The following is a 16003-nucleotide window of genomic DNA, read 5'->3' as shown; positions in this document are numbered from 1 at the left end:
ATAGATCTCCACGACGCCCGCCAGGTACTAAAGAGCGTCGTGTGAATCAGCCGGCCATTACCCGGGCGAGCGCGGCGAACCGCTCACTGCCGGGGAGGTCGTCGATCAGCACCGATTTGCCGTCCGGACCGGCGAGTGGGATCCGCCAGTTGGGGTACTCATCCTTGGTGCCGGGCTGATTCTGGGTGCGCCGCTCCCCGACCGCATCGGTCAACGCGACACCCAACAGGACCGACGGGGTCCGCACGATGAACCGGTGCAACGCCTCGACGGTTTCCTCCACGGTGCCTGCCGATCCTTCGGCGGTCGGCCCGGTCACCGACCGCACCAGGGACAGCACCGACTCCTGGGCGGCCTGGTCGGCGGCCCGCTCTTCCTCGACCGGACGGTTGAGCAGGCCCAGCGACTCGCGCAGGTCAACATGCTCACCGGCCAGGTACCCGGCGGTGGGCGGCAGATCGTGGGTGGTCACGGACGTGAGGCACGCCTGACGGTAGTTTTCGGGCCGGCGGGGGCCGCCGTCGTCGTGCTCGAACCACAGGATCGAGGTGCCGAGGATCCCGCGCTCGGCCAGGTAGTCCTGCACCCCCGGCTCAAACACGCCGAGATCCTCACCAATGACGACGGCGCCCGCCCGCTGCGCCTCGAGGGCGAGGATGCCGATGAGGGCCTCGTGGTCGTAGTACACGTAGGTCCCGTCACCGGAAGAGCCGCCCGCGGGGATCCACCAGAGGCGAAACAGCCCGAGGATGTGGTCAACGCGAATGCCGCCCGCGTGTTTGAGGACGGTGCGGAGCATATCCCGGTACGGCGCGTACCCGGACTCGGCGAGCCGGCCGGGGTGCCAGGGTGGCTGGCTCCAGTCCTGGCCCTGCTGGTTGAACATGTCAGGTGGTGCGCCGACGCTGATCCCGTCGGCCAGGACGCCGCGCAGCGACCAGGCATCGGAGCCGTGGGCGTGCACTCCGACGGCCAGGTCGTGGATGATCCCAATGGTCATCCCCGCGTCGAGGGCGCCCCGCTGCGCGGCCGCCAACTGCTCGTCGCAAAGCCACTGCAGCCACAGGTGGAATCGGATCCGGTCGGCCAGTTCAGCTCGCTGCGCCTCAATGTAGTCGGGGTCATCCCACTCGGCGGCCCCCGGGGCGAGGGTTTCGGCGAGTGCGCACCACAGGGCGAAGCTGTCCAGCCCCGGCCCTTCCTGGCTGAGGAACTCCTCGAAGCTGCGCTGACGCTCGGCGGTGAGCGGTAACTGGTGGATGGCTTCCAGGGCGCTCAGCTTGGCCGCGTAGCTGCTGTCCCGGTCGAGGATCTCAGCGTTCTGGTTGGCTTGTTTCAGGGCGGCTGCCTGCTGTTCGATGGCGTAGCGTTGCTCTGTGGTGAGCGCGGCGAACTCCGGCACCTCTTCGACCCGCAGGTAGAGCGGGTTGAAGAACCGCCGGGTGGAGGGCAGGTACGGGGAGGGTTCGACCGGCGGCGCGGGCTCCGCGGCGTGCAGCGGGTTGATCAGCACAAAACCGGCGCCACGGCTGGCCGAGAACGCGGCGAGCTCCCGCAGGTCGGCGATATCCCCGATACCCCAGGAATCCGCGGACCGCACCGAGTACAGCTGCGCCATCAACCCCCAGGTTCGGGTCAGGCGCGCGGTGGTGTCCAGCCGCTGCGGGGTGATGACCAGTGTGCACTGAGCGGCGTCGCCGTCATCCACTGGTCCGGCGTGCAGGGTGTGCCAGCCCAGGGGCAGATCTGCCGGGAGCGCGAAGTGCACTCGCTCCCGGGCTTCGCCGTCGACCTCCGCATGCTCCCCGGGCACGTCGGCGAGCGCCAGGTCCCGGTGCCCGCCGTCCTCAAGCACCACGCGGAGGGTGGGCGTGGTCCCGGCGGGAACGGTGACCGGAACGTTCTGTGCCACGGCTTCCCTGCCGACGACGACGGGTGGAAGCGTCCGGCGCCACGGCGCCGTCTCGGACTCGGTCAGTGACCGCGTGGCCTCGTCCCCGGTCTCGCAGGCCACGCCGAGCGCGGTGAGCACTTTGGTGAGGGCCTGCGGGCTGACGCTCTTCTCGGTGCCGTCCCAGCCGCGGAATGCGGTGCCCACGTGGTGAGCTTCGGCGAGACGGTGCAGCAGGTCAGGCTCGGGCGGGGTGGACGAAGGGGGTGCTTCTGTTGCAGGCATACCTTCAAACCTAGGGGGTCGGAGGGTGGTTCGCTACGCTGGGGTGATGAACGACCAGCAGTGGACCCGGCTCACCGCCTCCATCAGCGGAACCGTCCAGGCGGTCGGATTCCGTTACTACACCCGTGAAAAGGCGCGCCAGCTGGCCCTGACCGGCGTTGCCTCAAACCGGACGGATGGCTCGGTGCTGATTGTCGCCGAAGGGCCGGAGACCGCCATCCGCTCGCTGGTGGAGTGGCTCAACTCCGCTGGCGCCCCCGGCAGGGTGGACAACGTCATCGAAACGTACAGCGTGCCGACCGGGGAATTCGCCGATTTCCGGACCGAATAAAGCTACCCGGGAGTAGCATAAGGGCACAGCTCCACTGGGTCACCGACCCGCGGCGACCCACCTGAGCAAAGGGGTCAGCCATGAGCGCCGAAACTCAGCCACAGTCCGATCAGGTACTCCCCGATGCGACCCCGCCGGTTGCGCCGGACGCTGGCGGCCCGCCGGTCACCCACCGCAAAGCGCGCGAGGTGGCCGAAGCGGCCCGTGAAACCGTGTGGACCCGGCCCAGCTTCGCCAAGGGCCTGTACCTGGGCAGCTTCGATCTGGGGCTGATCCACCCGCACCGGGTGTCAACCACCGCCGATCGGGAGCACGGCGAAGCGTTCCTGAAGGACCTGGCCGCTTTTGCAGCCACTCTCGACGGCGGTCGGATCGAACGCGACGCGCAGATACCTGACGAGTACCTCAGCGGGTTCGCCGCTCTCGGCGTCTTCGGGATGAAAATCCCTCAGGAGTATGGCGGCCTCGGGCTGTCACTGACCTACTACGGGCGGGCGCTGATGCTGCTGAGCTCGGTCCACCCCAGTATCGGGGCGCTCATCTCGGCGCACCAGTCAATCGGTGTCCCCGAGCCGGTGAAGGTCTTCGGCACCCCCGAGCAAAAACAACAGTATCTGCCGCGCTGTGCTGCTGGCGCGGTGACGGCGTTCCTCCTCACCGAGGCCGACGTCGGCTCCGACCCCGCGCGGATGGGCGTCACCGCAACGCTCGACGGGGACGCCTACGTCCTCAACGGCAGCAAACTCTGGACCACCAACGGCGTCATCGCCGAACTGGTGGTGGTGATGGCAAAGGTCCCGCCGCACGATGGCGGCAAAGGCGGCATCTCCGCCTTCGTGGTGGAAGCCGACTCCCCCGGCATCACCGTCGAAAACCGGAACACTTTCATGGGGCTGAAAGGCATCGAAAACGGGGTCACCCGGTTCGACAATGTCAGGGTGCCGGTCGCCAACCGGCTGGGACGGGAGGGTCAGGGACTGAAGATCGCCCTGACCACGCTGAACACCGGCCGGCTGTCGATCCCGGCCATCTGCGCCGCGTCGGGCAAATGGTCGCTGAAGATCGCCCGCGAATGGTCCAACGCCCGGGTGCAATGGGGGCACCCGGTGGGTCAGCACGAGGCCGTGGGCCAGAAGATCGCATTTATCGGGGCAACAGCCTTTGCCCTCGAGGCGGTCTTCGAACTCTCCGCGGCGCTGGCCGACAGCAACCAGGTGGACGTCCGGATTGAGGCAGCCCTGGCGAAGCTGTGGTCGAGTGAGATGGCGTGCCGGGTGGCCGACGAACTGGTGCAGATCCGTGGCGGTCGGGGCTATGAGACCGCCGACTCGTTGCGTGCCCGCGGGGAGCGCGCGGTGGCCGCCGAGCAGCTGCTCCGGGACCTGCGGATCAACCGGATCTTCGAGGGATCCACCGAAATCATGCACCTGCTGATCGCCCGGGAGGCAGTAGACGCCCACCTGTCGGCGGCCGGCGACCTGGCGTCGTCGGACGCTGACCTAGCCGCGAAGGCCAGGGCGGCGGTCGGGGCGAGCGGGTTCTACGCCCGCTGGTTACCCAGGCTGGTGGCAGGCCAGGGACTTAATCCTGCGGCTTATGGCGACTTCGGGAGCCTCGCCAAACACCTGCGGTTTGTGGAACGGTCCTCCCGGCGTCTGGCACGCAACACCTTCCTCGGGATGGGACGGTGGCAGGCCGGGCTGGAGCACAAGCAGGTGTTCCTCGGCAGGATCGTTGACATTGGCGCCGAACTCTTCGCGATGGCGGCAGTCTGCACGCGCGCCGAGTTGCTCCGCTCGGAGGACCCAGACGAGGGCCGCACCGCCTATCAGCTGGCCGACGCGTTCTGCCTGCAATCCCGGGGGCGGATCGGACGGCTCTTCACCGACCTATGGAGCAACACCGACTCCTCCGACCGCCGGTTGTCCCGGCAGATCCTCGACGGCACCTACACCTGGCTGGAGGAGGGGATCATTGACCAGTCCGAGGGCACCGGGCCGTGGATCGCACCCCGGCCAGAGGGTCCCTCAACCCGGCCCAACCTGCACCGGAAATACCGCTGACACCGCCGCGCGCGCCGCTGGCCGGGCCGCGAGGTCGGGACGCTACGCCGAGCCGTGGCGGAGGAGCCGCCCGGACGGAACCGAGAAGTCGATGAGCCGGCCGCGAAGGAAGGTCCGGCGCACCACCCCCGCGAGCTGCTTCCCGGCGTACGGGGTGATGGGATTCTTGTGGTGCAGCTTCCCCGGGTCGACGACAAACACGTCGTCGGGCGCAAAAATTGCCAGGTCCGCGTCAAAGCCGACCGCAAGAGCGCCCTTCGTGGCAAGCCGGGCCAGCTGCGCCGGCCGGGCGGACATCCAGTCGCTGACCTGGCGAAGCTCGATCCCTCTTTGCCGCGCCTCCGTCCAGATCAGGGGAAGGCCCAACTGCAGCGAGGAGACCCCTCCCCACGCCACCGCGAAGTCACCGTTCTCCAGGTCCTTCAGATCCAGGGTGCTCGGCGAGTGATCGGAGACGATGCAGTCGATGGTGCCGTCCCGTAGGCCAGTCCACAGCAACTCGCGGTTGCCCGCCTCCCGGATCGGGGGGCAACACTTGTAGGCGGTGGCGCCATCGGGGATCTCCTCCGCCGTCAGGGTCAGGTAGTGGGGGCAGGTTTCCACCGTCAGCCGGACGCCATCCTGCTTCGCCGCGGCAATCAACGGCAGGGCATCCGAGGATGACAGGTGCAGGATGTGGGCGCGTACACCCGTGCGACGGGCACGCTCAATGACCTCGGCGATCGCCACGTTCTCGGCGCCGCGCGGCCGGGAGGCCAGGAAGTCCCCGTAGATCGCTCCCGCCGCCGAAGGTGCCCGTTCGATCGCTCCCGCGTCCTCCGCGTGCACGATCATGACCGAGTCGAAGTCCGCCAGGACCGCCATGTCCCGCTCCATTTCCGCGGGATCAAGGGCGGGGAACTCATCGACCCCCGAGTGCAGCAGGAAACACTTGAACCCGAAAACCCCCTCGTCGTGCAGGGGCCGCAGCTGGCCGGTGTTCCCGGGGACTGCCCCTCCCCAGAAGCCGACGTCGACGAACGCCTGGTCCTTCGCGACCTCCTTTTTGGTGTGCAGGGCCCCGAGGGTGGTGGTTGGTGGAATGGAGTTCAGCGGCATGTCGATGATGGTGGTGACCCCACCGGCGGCTGCGGCACGGGTGGCAGAGGCGAATCCCTCCCACTCCGTCCGGCCCGGCTCGTTGACGTGCACGTGGGTGTCCAAGACCCCCGGCAGCAGGACTTCGCCGCTGGTCAGATCGATGATCTCACTGCCTGACAGGCCACTACCGAGGGGTTCAACCGCACTGATCCGACCGTCAACGATTCCGACCTCGCGGGCCAGCTCACCGGTGGGCGTCATGATCCGCTCGCCCCGGATCACCAGGTCATAGTGCGGCCGGGTTCCCCCCGGTGAGCGGTTTTCGGTGGCGTGGGGCATGCTGTCTCCTGACGTCCGTCTGACCCATCAACGTACCCGGTGCTGCTACATTCGCCTAGACATATACTTCCACTCAGCAGAGAGTGGTATCCATCAGGCGAAATCGACGCGAGGAGATCCGGTGAACATTTCCCAAGGCTTTCCTGGTGGGAAGTGGATAAGCCGATGACCAGCCCCACGCTGAGCGCAGCCGACCATACGGCAATCGACACCGTACTCCAGTCAACCGACCGGCTCCTGTCCGAGAACTATCCGGGGGATGATGGCACCCGCCAGCCCGTCCACACGGTCTATGTGCCCGCCGACCGGTTCACCGAAACCCTGGTTGCGGACTGGGGCGCTGAGGCGCTCGCCGCCCTCGGCGCGCAGGGCGGCATAGAGGCGCTGTGCACCGCGATGGGGCTGCCGGCCCCGTTGATCGACCAGGTCAGTGGCCGGGTCACGGCCAAGCTCCACAGCGAACCGATCGAAGACCTCCGGCTGGACTTCGAGGACGGGTACGGGCTCCGCCCGGACGCCGAGGAGGACAGCGATACGCTGCGCGTCGCCGACTTGGTGGCCGCCACTGCAAAGGATGGCACCAGTCCACCGTTCATCGGCATCAGGTTCAAGAGCTTTGAGGAATCCACGAGGGCCAGGGGGCTGAGGACCCTCGACCTCTTCATCGCCCGGATGATGGAGCGTGGCGGCCTGCCCGAAGGTTTGGTCCTCACCCTGCCCAAGGTCAGCACGGCTGCCCAGGTCGAAGCGATGGTCTATGCCTGCGAAAAGCTCGAACAGTCTCACGCCCTCCCCGCCGGCCGGCTGCGCTTTGAAGTGCAGGTGGAAACCCCTCAACTGATCCTCGCCGCGGACGGCACAGTGCCTGTGGCGAAGCTCCTGCACGTGGGCAACGGACGCGTATCGGCTCTGCACTATGGCACCTACGACTACAGTGCGTCACTGGAGATCGCCGCAGCCCACCAGGCCATGGATCATCCCGCTGCCGACTTTGCCAAGCAGGTGATGCAGGTGGCCGTCGCGGGCACCGGCGTGCGGCTATCGGACGGCTCCACGAACATCCTGCCGCTGGGCTCGGACGAGAACATCCGCAGTGCCTGGAAACTGCATTCGACACTGGTGCAGCGGTCCCTCGAGCGGGGGTATTACCAGGGGTGGGACCTTCACCCGGCCCAGCTTCCCAGCCGCTTCGCCGCCACCTACCTGTTCTACCGGCAGGGTTTCGGCGCTGCCGCCGCACGCCTGCGGAACTACGCGCACCGGCTGGAGAGCACAGTTCTTGATGAACCTGCCACCGCGCGTGCCCTGGCCCGCTTTCTGCAGCGGGGGCTACTCTGCGGTGCCGTTGATCCGCAGGACATCGAAGATGAGGTCCGTATTTCAGCGCACCAGCTCGCAGCGCTGGCCCGGACCGGGTTGATGCCTACCGTCGAGGAGAATAATGACTGATCCCAGCTACTACGCCCCGCAGACCGGGCTGCCACCCCAGTCGGCGCTGCTCACGGACCGCGCCATCGTGACCGAGGCGTACACCGTCATCCCCCGCGGAGTCCTGCGGGACATTGTCACCAGCGTCCTCCCCGAATGGACGGGTACCCGCGCGTGGATCCTCAACCGGCCGGTGGCAGGAGGGGCGACCACGTTCGCCCAATACCTGATGGAGGTCGCCCCCGGCGGCGGATCGGGTGCACCCGAGCCGCAGCGGGAGGTCGAGTCGTTTGTCTTCCTCCTCTCCGGGGAGCTCGACGTCACGATCGACGGCACCGCACATACCCTCGCCCCCGGAGGGTTCGCCTACTTGCCCGCCGGGTCGGACTGGCAGGCGGAGAACCGTGCAGCCGACCTGGCGAAGTTCCAGTGGATCAGGAAGCGCTATGAGCCCCTCGCCGGTCACACGGCCCGGGCCGTCGTCGGCAATGAGCGCGACGTCGAACCGGGCGCCATGCCGGACACCGACAACAAGTGGCGCACCACCCGCATGCTCGATGTTCAGGACCTCGCCTACGACATGCACATCAACGTGGTCACCTTCGAGCCGGGTGCGTCCATCCCGTTCGCTGAAACACACGTCATGGAGCACGGGCTGTACGTCCTGGAAGGCAAGGCCGTGTACCGGCTGAACGGGGACTGGGTGGAGGTTCAGGAAGGGGATTACATGTCCCTGCGGGCCTTCTGCCCACAGGCCTGCTACGCCGGCGGACCCACCAACTTCCGCTACCTGCTGTACAAGGATGTCAACCGTCAAATCGTCCTTTAAATCAGTAGTGTCCAGCTGACGAAGGTTTTTCCGGTGAAATGCTTGACACTTCCGGTGTGACTGGGATTACACTTTCGTGAAATAGATATTCCGCACTGCAGAAACATCGAATCAAGTCGATTCGTCGATGGTCAAGGGTGTTCAGCGCTGCAGTGGACAACGACGAAAGCTGACACCCATGCGCCTGAACGACTTTAATTCAGCCCCTCCCACCGCAGCCGCTGCGTTCCTCAGTCCCTGCGCGGATGTTCCCCGCTGGATCACCGCCATCGTCGAGGCCAGGCCCTTCGCCTCGCCTGCCGATCTCCTGGCCCATGCCACCACCGCGGCGCCCGCTTGGACCGAAGCTGAACTGGACCGGGCCCTGCAGCACCATCCCCGCATCGGAGAACGCGCCCAGGGCGCCTCCACAGAAAATGAGATGTCCCGCCGCGAGCAATCCGGCGTGGACACCTCAGCCGACGCCGCTGGACAGTTGCTCACCGGCAACCGGGAGTACGAAGCGAAGTTTGGCCGCGTGTTTCTGATCCGGGCTGCCGGCCGCAACGCTGAGGAGATCCTCACTCACCTGCAATCCCGGCTGAATAATACGCCCGAGCAAGAGCTGCCCGTGGTTGCCGAACAGCTCAGGGAAATCGCCCTCATCCGTCTGGAAGGCCTCTTCACATCATGAGCCACATCACCACCCACGTCCTCGATACGGGCACCGGCCGTCCAGCGCAGGGCATCACCGCACAGCTGTCAGCACGATCCGCCTCCGGGTGGGACCCGGTAGCGGAGGGAACCACCGACGCCGACGGCCGGATCCGGTCTCTGGGCCCGGAGCAGGTGAACCCTGGGACCTACCGGATCACCTTCGCCACCGGCGACTATTTCGGCGGCACCGGCACCGAGACGTTCTTCCCCGAGGTGACCCTGACCTTCAGCGTCACCAGCACCGAGCACTACCACGTACCGCTACTCCTGAGCCCATTCGCCTATTCAACGTATCGAGGGAGCTAACCATGACTACAACGAGCCACCAGGACACCGATCAGACACCCGGCACGGGTTCCGCCGACACCGGACGCATCGTCCTGGGGCGCAACCAGTACGGGAAGGCGGAGGTGCGGCTGGTCCGGATCACCCGGGACGCCAACCGGCACACCATCGAGGACCTCAACGTCACCTCGCAGTTGCACGGCGATTTTGCAGCCGCTCACACCGACGGCGACAACTCGCACGTCGTCGCGACCGACACCCAAAAGAACACGGTGTATGCCTTCGCGAAGGACGGCGTGGGCTCCCCCGAGGCCTTCCTCCTGCGCCTCGGCGCCCACTTCACCACGAGTTTCGACTGGGTGACCGGCGGTCGGTGGTCAGCGGAGCAGTACAGCTGGGACCGCATCAACGACCACGATCACGCTTTTTCCCGCAACAAGTCAGAGACCAGGACCGCCCTCCTGCTGGTCGACGGGCAGCATCGGCACATCGTGGCGGGAATCCAGGGCCTGACGGTCCTGAAGTCCACCGGGTCCGAATTCCACGGGTTCCCCCGTGACCGTTACACCACGCTGGCCGAGACGACTGACCGTATCCTCGCCACCGATGTCACCGCCAAGTGGAGGTATAACACCGAGAACACCGTCGACCTTGATTTCGACGCCGCCTACGACAGTGTGCGCGGGATCCTCCTCGAGACCTTCGCCCAGACACACTCGCTAGCCCTGCAACAGACCATGTTCCAGATGGGCAAGAAAGTTCTTGAGGCGCACCCGGGAATCCAGGAGGTGAGGCTGTCCCTGCCGAACAAGCACCATTTCCTGGTGGATCTGGCACCGTTCGGACTGGAGAATCCGAACGAGGTCTTCTTTGCCGCCGACCGCCCCTACGGCCTGATCGAGGCGACGATTGAGCGCGAAGGTGCGGCCAGCGAGTCAGCAGTCTGGGCCGACACCCCCGGATTCTGTTAGCCAGCCACACCTCACGCCGCCCAGGCGACACCAGACCCGCCCAACGCCCCCTCCCGAAACCGGGAATGACACACCAAGGAACCAGCAGCGTAGTGACCCAGCAGACAAGGGAAGTCAGCTATGAAACGACTGAAGACCAGAAAAGGGAACACCGTTCCGCAACGACCCGAAGATGAGCGGCTGCCGCTCGGCCGGTCGTTCACCTACGGGTTGCAGCACGTCCTCACTATGTATGGGGGAATCATTGCCGTGCCGTTGATCGTGGGGGCCGCCGCGGGAATGACGCAGGATGAGATCGCCCTCCTGATTGCGTCCTGTCTCTTCATTGGCGGGATCGCGACGATCCTGCAAAGCTACGGACTCCCCTTTTTCGGCTCGCAACTGCCGCTGGTCCAGGGGGTGTCCTTCGCTGGGGTGGCGACAATGATCGCCATCCTTGAGGGAGGTGGCGGCATTCAGGCGGTGTTCGGTGCCGTCCTCGTGGCCTCCGTCATCGGCCTCCTCATTGCTCCCTTCTTTGCACGGATCATCCACTTCTTCCCGCCGGTGGTCACCGGGATCGTCATCACCACCATCGGGCTGACGCTGCTGCCGGTCGCCGCCAACTGGGCCATGGGAGGCAACTCCGAAGCGGAGGACTATGGGTCCCTGACGAACATCGGGCTGGCCGCGTTCACCCTGGCGCTGGTTCTCCTGCTGAGCAAGCTCGGCAACGCGAGCATCTCCCGCCTCTCAATCCTCCTGGCGATCGTCGGCGGTGCAGTTATCGCAGCGATCTTCGGCGTCGCGGATTTCTCCGGGGTGATGGACGGTGACATCGTGGCCTTCCCCCAGCCAATCGCGTTCGGCTGGCCGACGTTCCAGCTCGCCGCCATTATCTCGATGGTCATCGTGGTCCTCGTGACCATGACCGAGACCACCGCCGACATTCTGGCGGTTGGCGAGATCGCGAAGACCAAGGTCGATTCGCGCCGGATTGCCGATGGCCTGCGCGCCGATATGCTCTCCAGCGCGGTTGCCCCCATCTTCAACTCCTTCACGCAGACCGCTTTCGCCCAGAACGTGGGTCTGGTGGCGATCACCGGAGTCCGGAGCCGTTTCGTGGTCACGGCAGGAGGCGTCATCATGCTCGTGCTGGGACTGTTGCCCCTGCTGGCACGGATCGTGGCGGCGGTACCCACACCTGTGCTCGGCGGTGCAGGCGTGGTCTTGTTCGGAACCGTCGCTGCGAGCGGGATCCGCACCCTCGCCAAGGTCGATTATCAGGACAACATGAACCTGATCATCGTCGCAGTGTCGCTGGGCTTCGGAATGATCCCGGTGGTCTCGCCCACGTTCTACGACGCTTTCCCCACCTGGTTCGGAATCATCTTCCACTCCGGAATCAGCTCCGCCGCCATCATGGCAGTCCTGCTGAACCTGCTGTTCAACCACCTGAAGGCGGGAAACTCCAGCCAGCAGTCGGTGTTTGTCGCCAGCCCGCCGCGAATGGTCAGGGCCGAGGAGCTCCAGGCGTTCCGCGACGGTGACCACTACGATGGCGGCAAGCTCATGGACGCACACGGCGCCGAAGTGCCGGTGGTCAACGCCGCGCAGTTCGTCCTGGTCCAGGAAAAGATGAAGAAGGGTGAGATCACTGATTCTGACGATATCCGCCGGATCTGCGACTCCACTGGATCAGCGAATGGCACACCGGACGGCCCAGGGGCGGAGGGACGGAACAGGTAGGAGAAGTCTTAGGCACGGAAGGGACCGACCGGTCCCTCCACCGGCCCTGCAGGGCCGGACGATTTCACGAAGTACATCAGGGGAGTGTTGAGGAGCGCGATGGTACGGATAGAGGTTACGGTCAACGGCCAGGTTCGGGGGTGCGACGGCGTCAGCCCGCACACCAACCTGCTCGACTGGCTGCGCGATGCTGGGCTTACCGGTTCCAAGGAAGGCTGCGCGGAGGGTGAATGCGGTGCCTGCGCGGTAATGGTTTCCCGCCCCGACGGCCCCGACGGCAGCCGCTGGACCTCAGTCAACGCCTGCCTGCCGCCCGCGCTGGCCTTTGACGGCCAGGAGATTGTGACGGCCGAAGGACTCGGCCGCGCAGCCGGAGCCTGCACCGGGAAGCAACTGCACCCGGTCCAGCAGGAGATGGCGGAACGGGGTGGATCCCAGTGCGGCTACTGCACCCCTGGGTTTGTCTGCTCCATGGCGGCTGAGTACTACCGTCCTGAACGCTCAGCCAGCACCGCCGACGAATCCGGTGACCTGATCCCTGACCCACCGGACCCGCAGGAGAAGTCCCACACCGGAACCTCCGCCGTCGGCGAGGAACACACCACTGACCACGAGAAGGGCCCCAACGGGTTCGATCTGCATGCGCTGAGCGGAAACTTCTGCCGCTGCACCGGCTACCGGCCCATCCGCGACGCCGCGTTTGCCCTCAGCACCCCTGATGCATCAGATCCGCTGCTGCTTCGCCAGGACAACCCGGCGCCGGCGGCCCGTCCCACCCACAGGGCCGTCGACGGCGTAGAGTTCGTGCGACCTCACACCATGGCTGAGCTGTTCCGGCTCCTGGAGAGGGACCCCGATGCCAAGCTGGTGTCCGGCAGCACCGATCTGGGCGTGGAGATCAACCTGCGGCACTCCCGGCCCGCCCTCGTGGTGGCGATTGACCGGCTTGAGCCCCTGCGAACCCTCACCGTCTACGCCGACAGGATCGAAATCGGCGCCGCCCTGACCCTTTCCGAGGTGGAACGTGGCCTTCACGGGCGGGTCCCCCTGCTGGATGAGCTGTTCCCCCGGTTCGCCTCCCGGCTCATCCGCAACGCGGCGACCTTCGGTGGCAACCTGGCGACCGGTTCTCCGATCGGCGACTCGGCGCCGGTGCTGCTGGCACTGGACGCCGTCATCGTCCTGGCGTCGACGGACGGCGACCGGGAGGTGCCGCTCAGCGAGTACTACACCGGATACCGGCAGAGTGTCAGGAAGCCCGGTGAACTGGTGCGTTCAGCGCGGATCCCGCTCCCCCTCGCCGAACAGAGCGCCTTCTACAAGATTTCCAAACGCCGCTTCGACGACATCTCAAGCGTCGCCGTCGGCTTCGCGGCACAACTCGACGAGGGAGTCGTGTCCTCAATCCGGATTGGGGTCGGCGGAATCGCGGCCACCCCCCTTCGTGCCCGCCGGACCGAGGAGGCGCTCCAGGGGCACCCGTGGACGTCGGCGAATGTCACTGCCGCCGCCTCAATCCTGGCCACCGAGGGCACCCCGATCGATGACCTGCGGGCCAGCGCCCGGTACCGTTCGGCAATGCTTGAGCAGTCACTGCTCAGGTTCTTTGCGCACACGCAGCGCTCCACTGTGGAGGTGGCCCGGTGAAATCCCTCGCAAACCGCCCCATCAACCCCGTGGTGGGCCAGCCGGTCTCCCACGAAAGCGCCGACCAACACGTCACCGGGGAAGCGCTCTACACCGATGACCTGGTGGTCCGCAGCGCGAACGTGCTACATGCCTGGCCCGTGCAGGCGCCGCACGCCCACGCTCTGGTCGAGTCGCTGGGCACCGATGCGGCGTTGACGGTGCCGGGGGTGGTCCGGGTCCTCACCGCAGCGGACGTCCCCGGAATCAACGACGCCGGCATCAAGCACGACGAACCCCTCTTCCCCACCGAGGTCATGTTCCATGGCCACGCGGTGTGCTGGGTGCTGGGGGAAACCCTTGAGGCGGCTCGGCTCGGAGCCGAGGCCGTGCAGGTGCACTACCGGCCGCTGCCGTCCCTGCTGACCCTGACCGAAGCCATCGAGGCCGAGAGTTTCCAGGGCAACCAGCCCACGTTGAGCAGGGGCGAGGCGGATGCTGCGCTGGACGCCGCCGCGCACCGGTTCAGCGGCGACATCGAGTTCGGCGGGCAGGAACACTTCTACCTTGAGACCCATGCGTCCTTCGTCTACGTGGATGAGGGTGGTCAGGTCTTTGTCCACTGCAGCACCCAGCATCCCTCCGAGACGCAGGAAATCGTCGCCCACGTGCTCGGCTTGCAGAGCCACGAGGTGACGGTGCAGTGCCTGCGGATGGGCGGCGGATTCGGTGGAAAGGAAATGCAACCCCACGGTTACGCGGCCATTGCCGCGCTGGGCGCCACCCTGACCGGCCGTCCGGTGAGGCTGCGGCTTAACCGGACCCAGGACATCACCCTCTCCGGTAAGCGGCACCCGTTCCACGCCCGCTGGGAGGTTGGCTTCGATGAGGAGGGCCGGATCCAGGCCCTCAAAGCCACGCTGACCAGCGACGGCGGGTGGAGCCTCGACCTGTCGGAGCCGGTCCTCGCCCGGGCCCTGTGCCACATCGACAATGCCTACTGGATACCCAACGTAGAGGTTCATGGCCGGGTGGCCAAGACCAACAAGACCTCCCAGACGGCGTTCCGCGGCTTTGGCGGTCCGCAGGGCATGTTCGTCATCGAGGACATCCTGGGCCGCTGCGCGCCGCTCCTGGGCGTCGACCCCGGCGAGCTCCGGAGGCGAAACCTCTACGTCCCCGGGCAGACCACCCCGTACGGCCAGCCGGTCCGGCACGCCGAACGGCTCCAGGCCATCTGGCGGCAGCTCCACGACAGCGCCGACGTCGTCCGCCGGCAGGAAGAGATCCGGGAATTCAACGCGACCCACCCGCACCTGCGGCGTGCCCTCGCGGTCACGCCCGTCAAGTTCGGCATCTCCTTCAACCTCACCGCCTTCAACCAGGCTGGGGCACTGGTCCACGTGTACAAGGACGGCTCTATCCTGATCAACCACGGCGGCACCGAGATGGGGCAGGGGTTGCACACGAAAATGCGCCAGGTGGCGGCCACGGCGCTCGGCGTGCCGCTGGGACTGGTCCGGCTGGCACCCACCCGTACCGACAAGGTCCCCAACACATCGGCAACCGCCGCCAGCTCGGGTGCCGACTTGAACGGCGGGGCGGTAAAGGACGCCTGCGAGCAGATCCGTGACCGCCTCGCCGAGGTGGCCGCGCGGAAACTGAACATCCACCCCGAGGACGTCCGCTTTGTGAACGGGGTGGTCACCGGCATCGGGTTCACCGACAGGGAGATCGGGTTTGCGGAGCTGGCCCGCGACGCGTACTTCCAACGGGTTTCCCTCTCCGCCGCCGGGTACTACCGGACGGAGGGTCTGCACTGGGACATCTCCCGCATGCAAGGCGAGCCGTTCAAGTACTTCAGTTATGGGGCTGCGGCCTCCGAGGTTGAGGTCGACGGGTTCACCGGGGCCTACCGCCAGGTGCGCACCGACATTGTGCATGACGTCGGCGACAGCCTGTCACCGCTCATCGACGTCGGGCAGATCGAGGGTGGGTTTGTGCAGGGCGCTGGTTGGCTGACCCTCGAGGACCTGCGCTGGGATACGTCCGACGGCCCGCAGCGGGGACGGCTGGCCACCCAATCGGCGAGTACCTACAAGCTGCCCAGCTTCTCTGAAATGCCCGAAGAGTTCACCGTGCACCTCTTCGAAAGGGCCACCGAGGACGGCGTGGTCTACGGGTCGAAGGCGGTGGGCGAACCCCCGTTGATGCTCGCCTTCAGTGTCCGGGAGGCGCTCCGCCTCGCGGCGGCAGCGTTCGGGCCGGGCGACCGGGAAGTCCAACTGGCCAGCCCAGCCACCCCGGAAGCGGTCTTCTGGGCGCTCACGGAGGCCCGGGAGGCGCAGACGGCGCGGGACCGCCGGACCGCCAGCACGCAGGCCGGTCCTGCGTCGCTACCCACCCCCGAACCAGCCCACCAGGGTGGAATCTAGAGTGGACTCACGGGGA

12 protein-coding genes are annotated in these 16003 nt (G+C 66.5%); 10 read left to right on the top strand and 2 right to left on the bottom strand.

The features are described from left to right. Positions 1-46: 46 nt before the first annotated feature. The gene (gene malQ / locus HMI58_RS09950) at positions 47-2176 is read right to left on the bottom strand and encodes a 4-alpha-glucanotransferase (protein WP_171619440.1); all 2130 of its coding nucleotides are present in this window, start codon (positions 2174-2176) and stop codon (positions 47-49) included. Positions 2177-2222: 46 nt separating this feature from the next. Here malQ and HMI58_RS09945 point away from each other — a divergent pair, with 46 nt between their 5' ends. Both HMI58_RS09945 and HMI58_RS09940 read left to right on the top strand, forming a co-directional pair. Next, a complete protein-coding gene (locus tag HMI58_RS09945) occupies positions 2223-2507 on the top strand; it encodes an acylphosphatase (protein ID WP_171619438.1) in 285 nt (94 codons plus the stop codon). An 80-nt stretch (positions 2508-2587) separates the two neighbouring features. Next, positions 2588-4570, top strand: coding sequence for an acyl-CoA dehydrogenase family protein (locus HMI58_RS09940; protein WP_171619436.1), 1983 nt, complete (start codon positions 2588-2590; stop codon positions 4568-4570). A 42-nt stretch (positions 4571-4612) separates the two neighbouring features. Here the strand turns inward: HMI58_RS09940 and allB are convergent, their stop codons facing one another. Next, positions 4613-5989 (bottom strand): allantoinase AllB, encoded by a 1377-nt coding sequence (gene allB / locus HMI58_RS09935; RefSeq protein ID WP_171619434.1) that lies wholly within the window; start codon positions 5987-5989, stop codon positions 4613-4615. A gap of 165 nt (positions 5990-6154) precedes the next feature. Between allB and HMI58_RS09930 the strand changes: the two genes are divergently transcribed. From HMI58_RS09930 to xdhB, 8 genes are all read left to right on the top strand, one after another. Then, positions 6155-7438 carry an aldolase/citrate lyase family protein gene (locus HMI58_RS09930; RefSeq protein WP_171619432.1) on the top strand — a complete coding sequence of 428 codons (1284 nt, stop codon included), beginning with the start codon at positions 6155-6157 and terminating at the stop codon, positions 7436-7438. After that, positions 7431-8246 carry a bifunctional allantoicase/(S)-ureidoglycine aminohydrolase gene (locus HMI58_RS09925; protein WP_171619430.1) on the top strand — a complete coding sequence of 272 codons (816 nt, stop codon included), beginning with the start codon at positions 7431-7433 and terminating at the stop codon, positions 8244-8246. Before HMI58_RS09930 ends, HMI58_RS09925 begins: the two co-directional genes overlap by 8 nt. A gap of 178 nt (positions 8247-8424) precedes the next feature. Beyond that, complete coding sequence (gene uraD / locus HMI58_RS09920; protein ID WP_171619428.1) at positions 8425-8919, top strand: 2-oxo-4-hydroxy-4-carboxy-5-ureidoimidazoline decarboxylase; 495 nt, start codon at positions 8425-8427, stop codon at positions 8917-8919. Then, entirely contained in the window at positions 8916-9248 is a 333-nt protein-coding gene (uraH, locus tag HMI58_RS09915) for a hydroxyisourate hydrolase (protein ID WP_171584409.1), read from the top strand. Before uraD ends, uraH begins: the two co-directional genes overlap by 4 nt. Before the next feature lie 2 nt (positions 9249-9250). Then, positions 9251-10198, top strand: coding sequence for a factor-independent urate hydroxylase (gene pucL / locus HMI58_RS09910; RefSeq protein ID WP_171619426.1), 948 nt, complete (start codon positions 9251-9253; stop codon positions 10196-10198). 120 nt (positions 10199-10318) lie between these two features. Further along, positions 10319-11926 (top strand): nucleobase:cation symporter-2 family protein, encoded by a 1608-nt coding sequence (locus HMI58_RS09905; RefSeq protein ID WP_171619424.1) that lies wholly within the window; start codon positions 10319-10321, stop codon positions 11924-11926. Positions 11927-12025: 99 nt separating this feature from the next. Further along, complete coding sequence (locus HMI58_RS09900) at positions 12026-13573, top strand: FAD binding domain-containing protein (protein ID WP_171619422.1); 1548 nt, start codon at positions 12026-12028, stop codon at positions 13571-13573. Then, complete coding sequence (gene xdhB, locus HMI58_RS09895) at positions 13570-15987, top strand: xanthine dehydrogenase molybdopterin binding subunit (protein ID WP_171619420.1); 2418 nt, start codon at positions 13570-13572, stop codon at positions 15985-15987. The genes HMI58_RS09900 and xdhB overlap by 4 nt, the downstream gene beginning before the upstream one ends. Positions 15988-16003: the final 16 nt, after the last annotated feature.

Origin of the sequence: Arthrobacter sp. 147(2020) (assembly GCF_013116715.1) — a bacterium.
Classification (GTDB): Bacteria; Actinomycetota; Actinomycetes; order Actinomycetales; family Micrococcaceae; genus Arthrobacter_D.
Note: the sequence above shows the minus strand (reverse complement) of the source record. Positions and strands in the feature narration are given on the sequence as shown.

Bases quoted from the DNA above. Each gene is read 5' to 3' on its own strand.
- malQ (WP_171619440.1), bottom strand. From the start codon at position 2,176: ATGCCTGCAACAGAAGCACCCCCTTCGTCCACCCCGCCCGAGCCTGAC.
- HMI58_RS09945 (WP_171619438.1), top strand. From the start codon at position 2,223: ATGAACGACCAGCAGTGGACCCGGCTCACCGCCTCCATCAGCGGAACC.
- HMI58_RS09940 (WP_171619436.1), top strand. From the start codon at position 2,588: ATGAGCGCCGAAACTCAGCCACAGTCCGATCAGGTACTCCCCGATGCG.
- allB (WP_171619434.1), bottom strand. From the start codon at position 5,989: ATGCCCCACGCCACCGAAAACCGCTCACCGGGGGGAACCCGGCCGCAC.
- HMI58_RS09930 (WP_171619432.1), top strand. From the start codon at position 6,155: ATGACCAGCCCCACGCTGAGCGCAGCCGACCATACGGCAATCGACACC.
- HMI58_RS09925 (WP_171619430.1), top strand. From the start codon at position 7,431: ATGACTGATCCCAGCTACTACGCCCCGCAGACCGGGCTGCCACCCCAG.
- uraD (WP_171619428.1), top strand. From the start codon at position 8,425: ATGCGCCTGAACGACTTTAATTCAGCCCCTCCCACCGCAGCCGCTGCG.
- uraH (WP_171584409.1), top strand. From the start codon at position 8,916: ATGAGCCACATCACCACCCACGTCCTCGATACGGGCACCGGCCGTCCA.
- pucL (WP_171619426.1), top strand. From the start codon at position 9,251: ATGACTACAACGAGCCACCAGGACACCGATCAGACACCCGGCACGGGT.
- HMI58_RS09905 (WP_171619424.1), top strand. From the start codon at position 10,319: ATGAAACGACTGAAGACCAGAAAAGGGAACACCGTTCCGCAACGACCC.
- HMI58_RS09900 (WP_171619422.1), top strand. From the start codon at position 12,026: ATGGTACGGATAGAGGTTACGGTCAACGGCCAGGTTCGGGGGTGCGAC.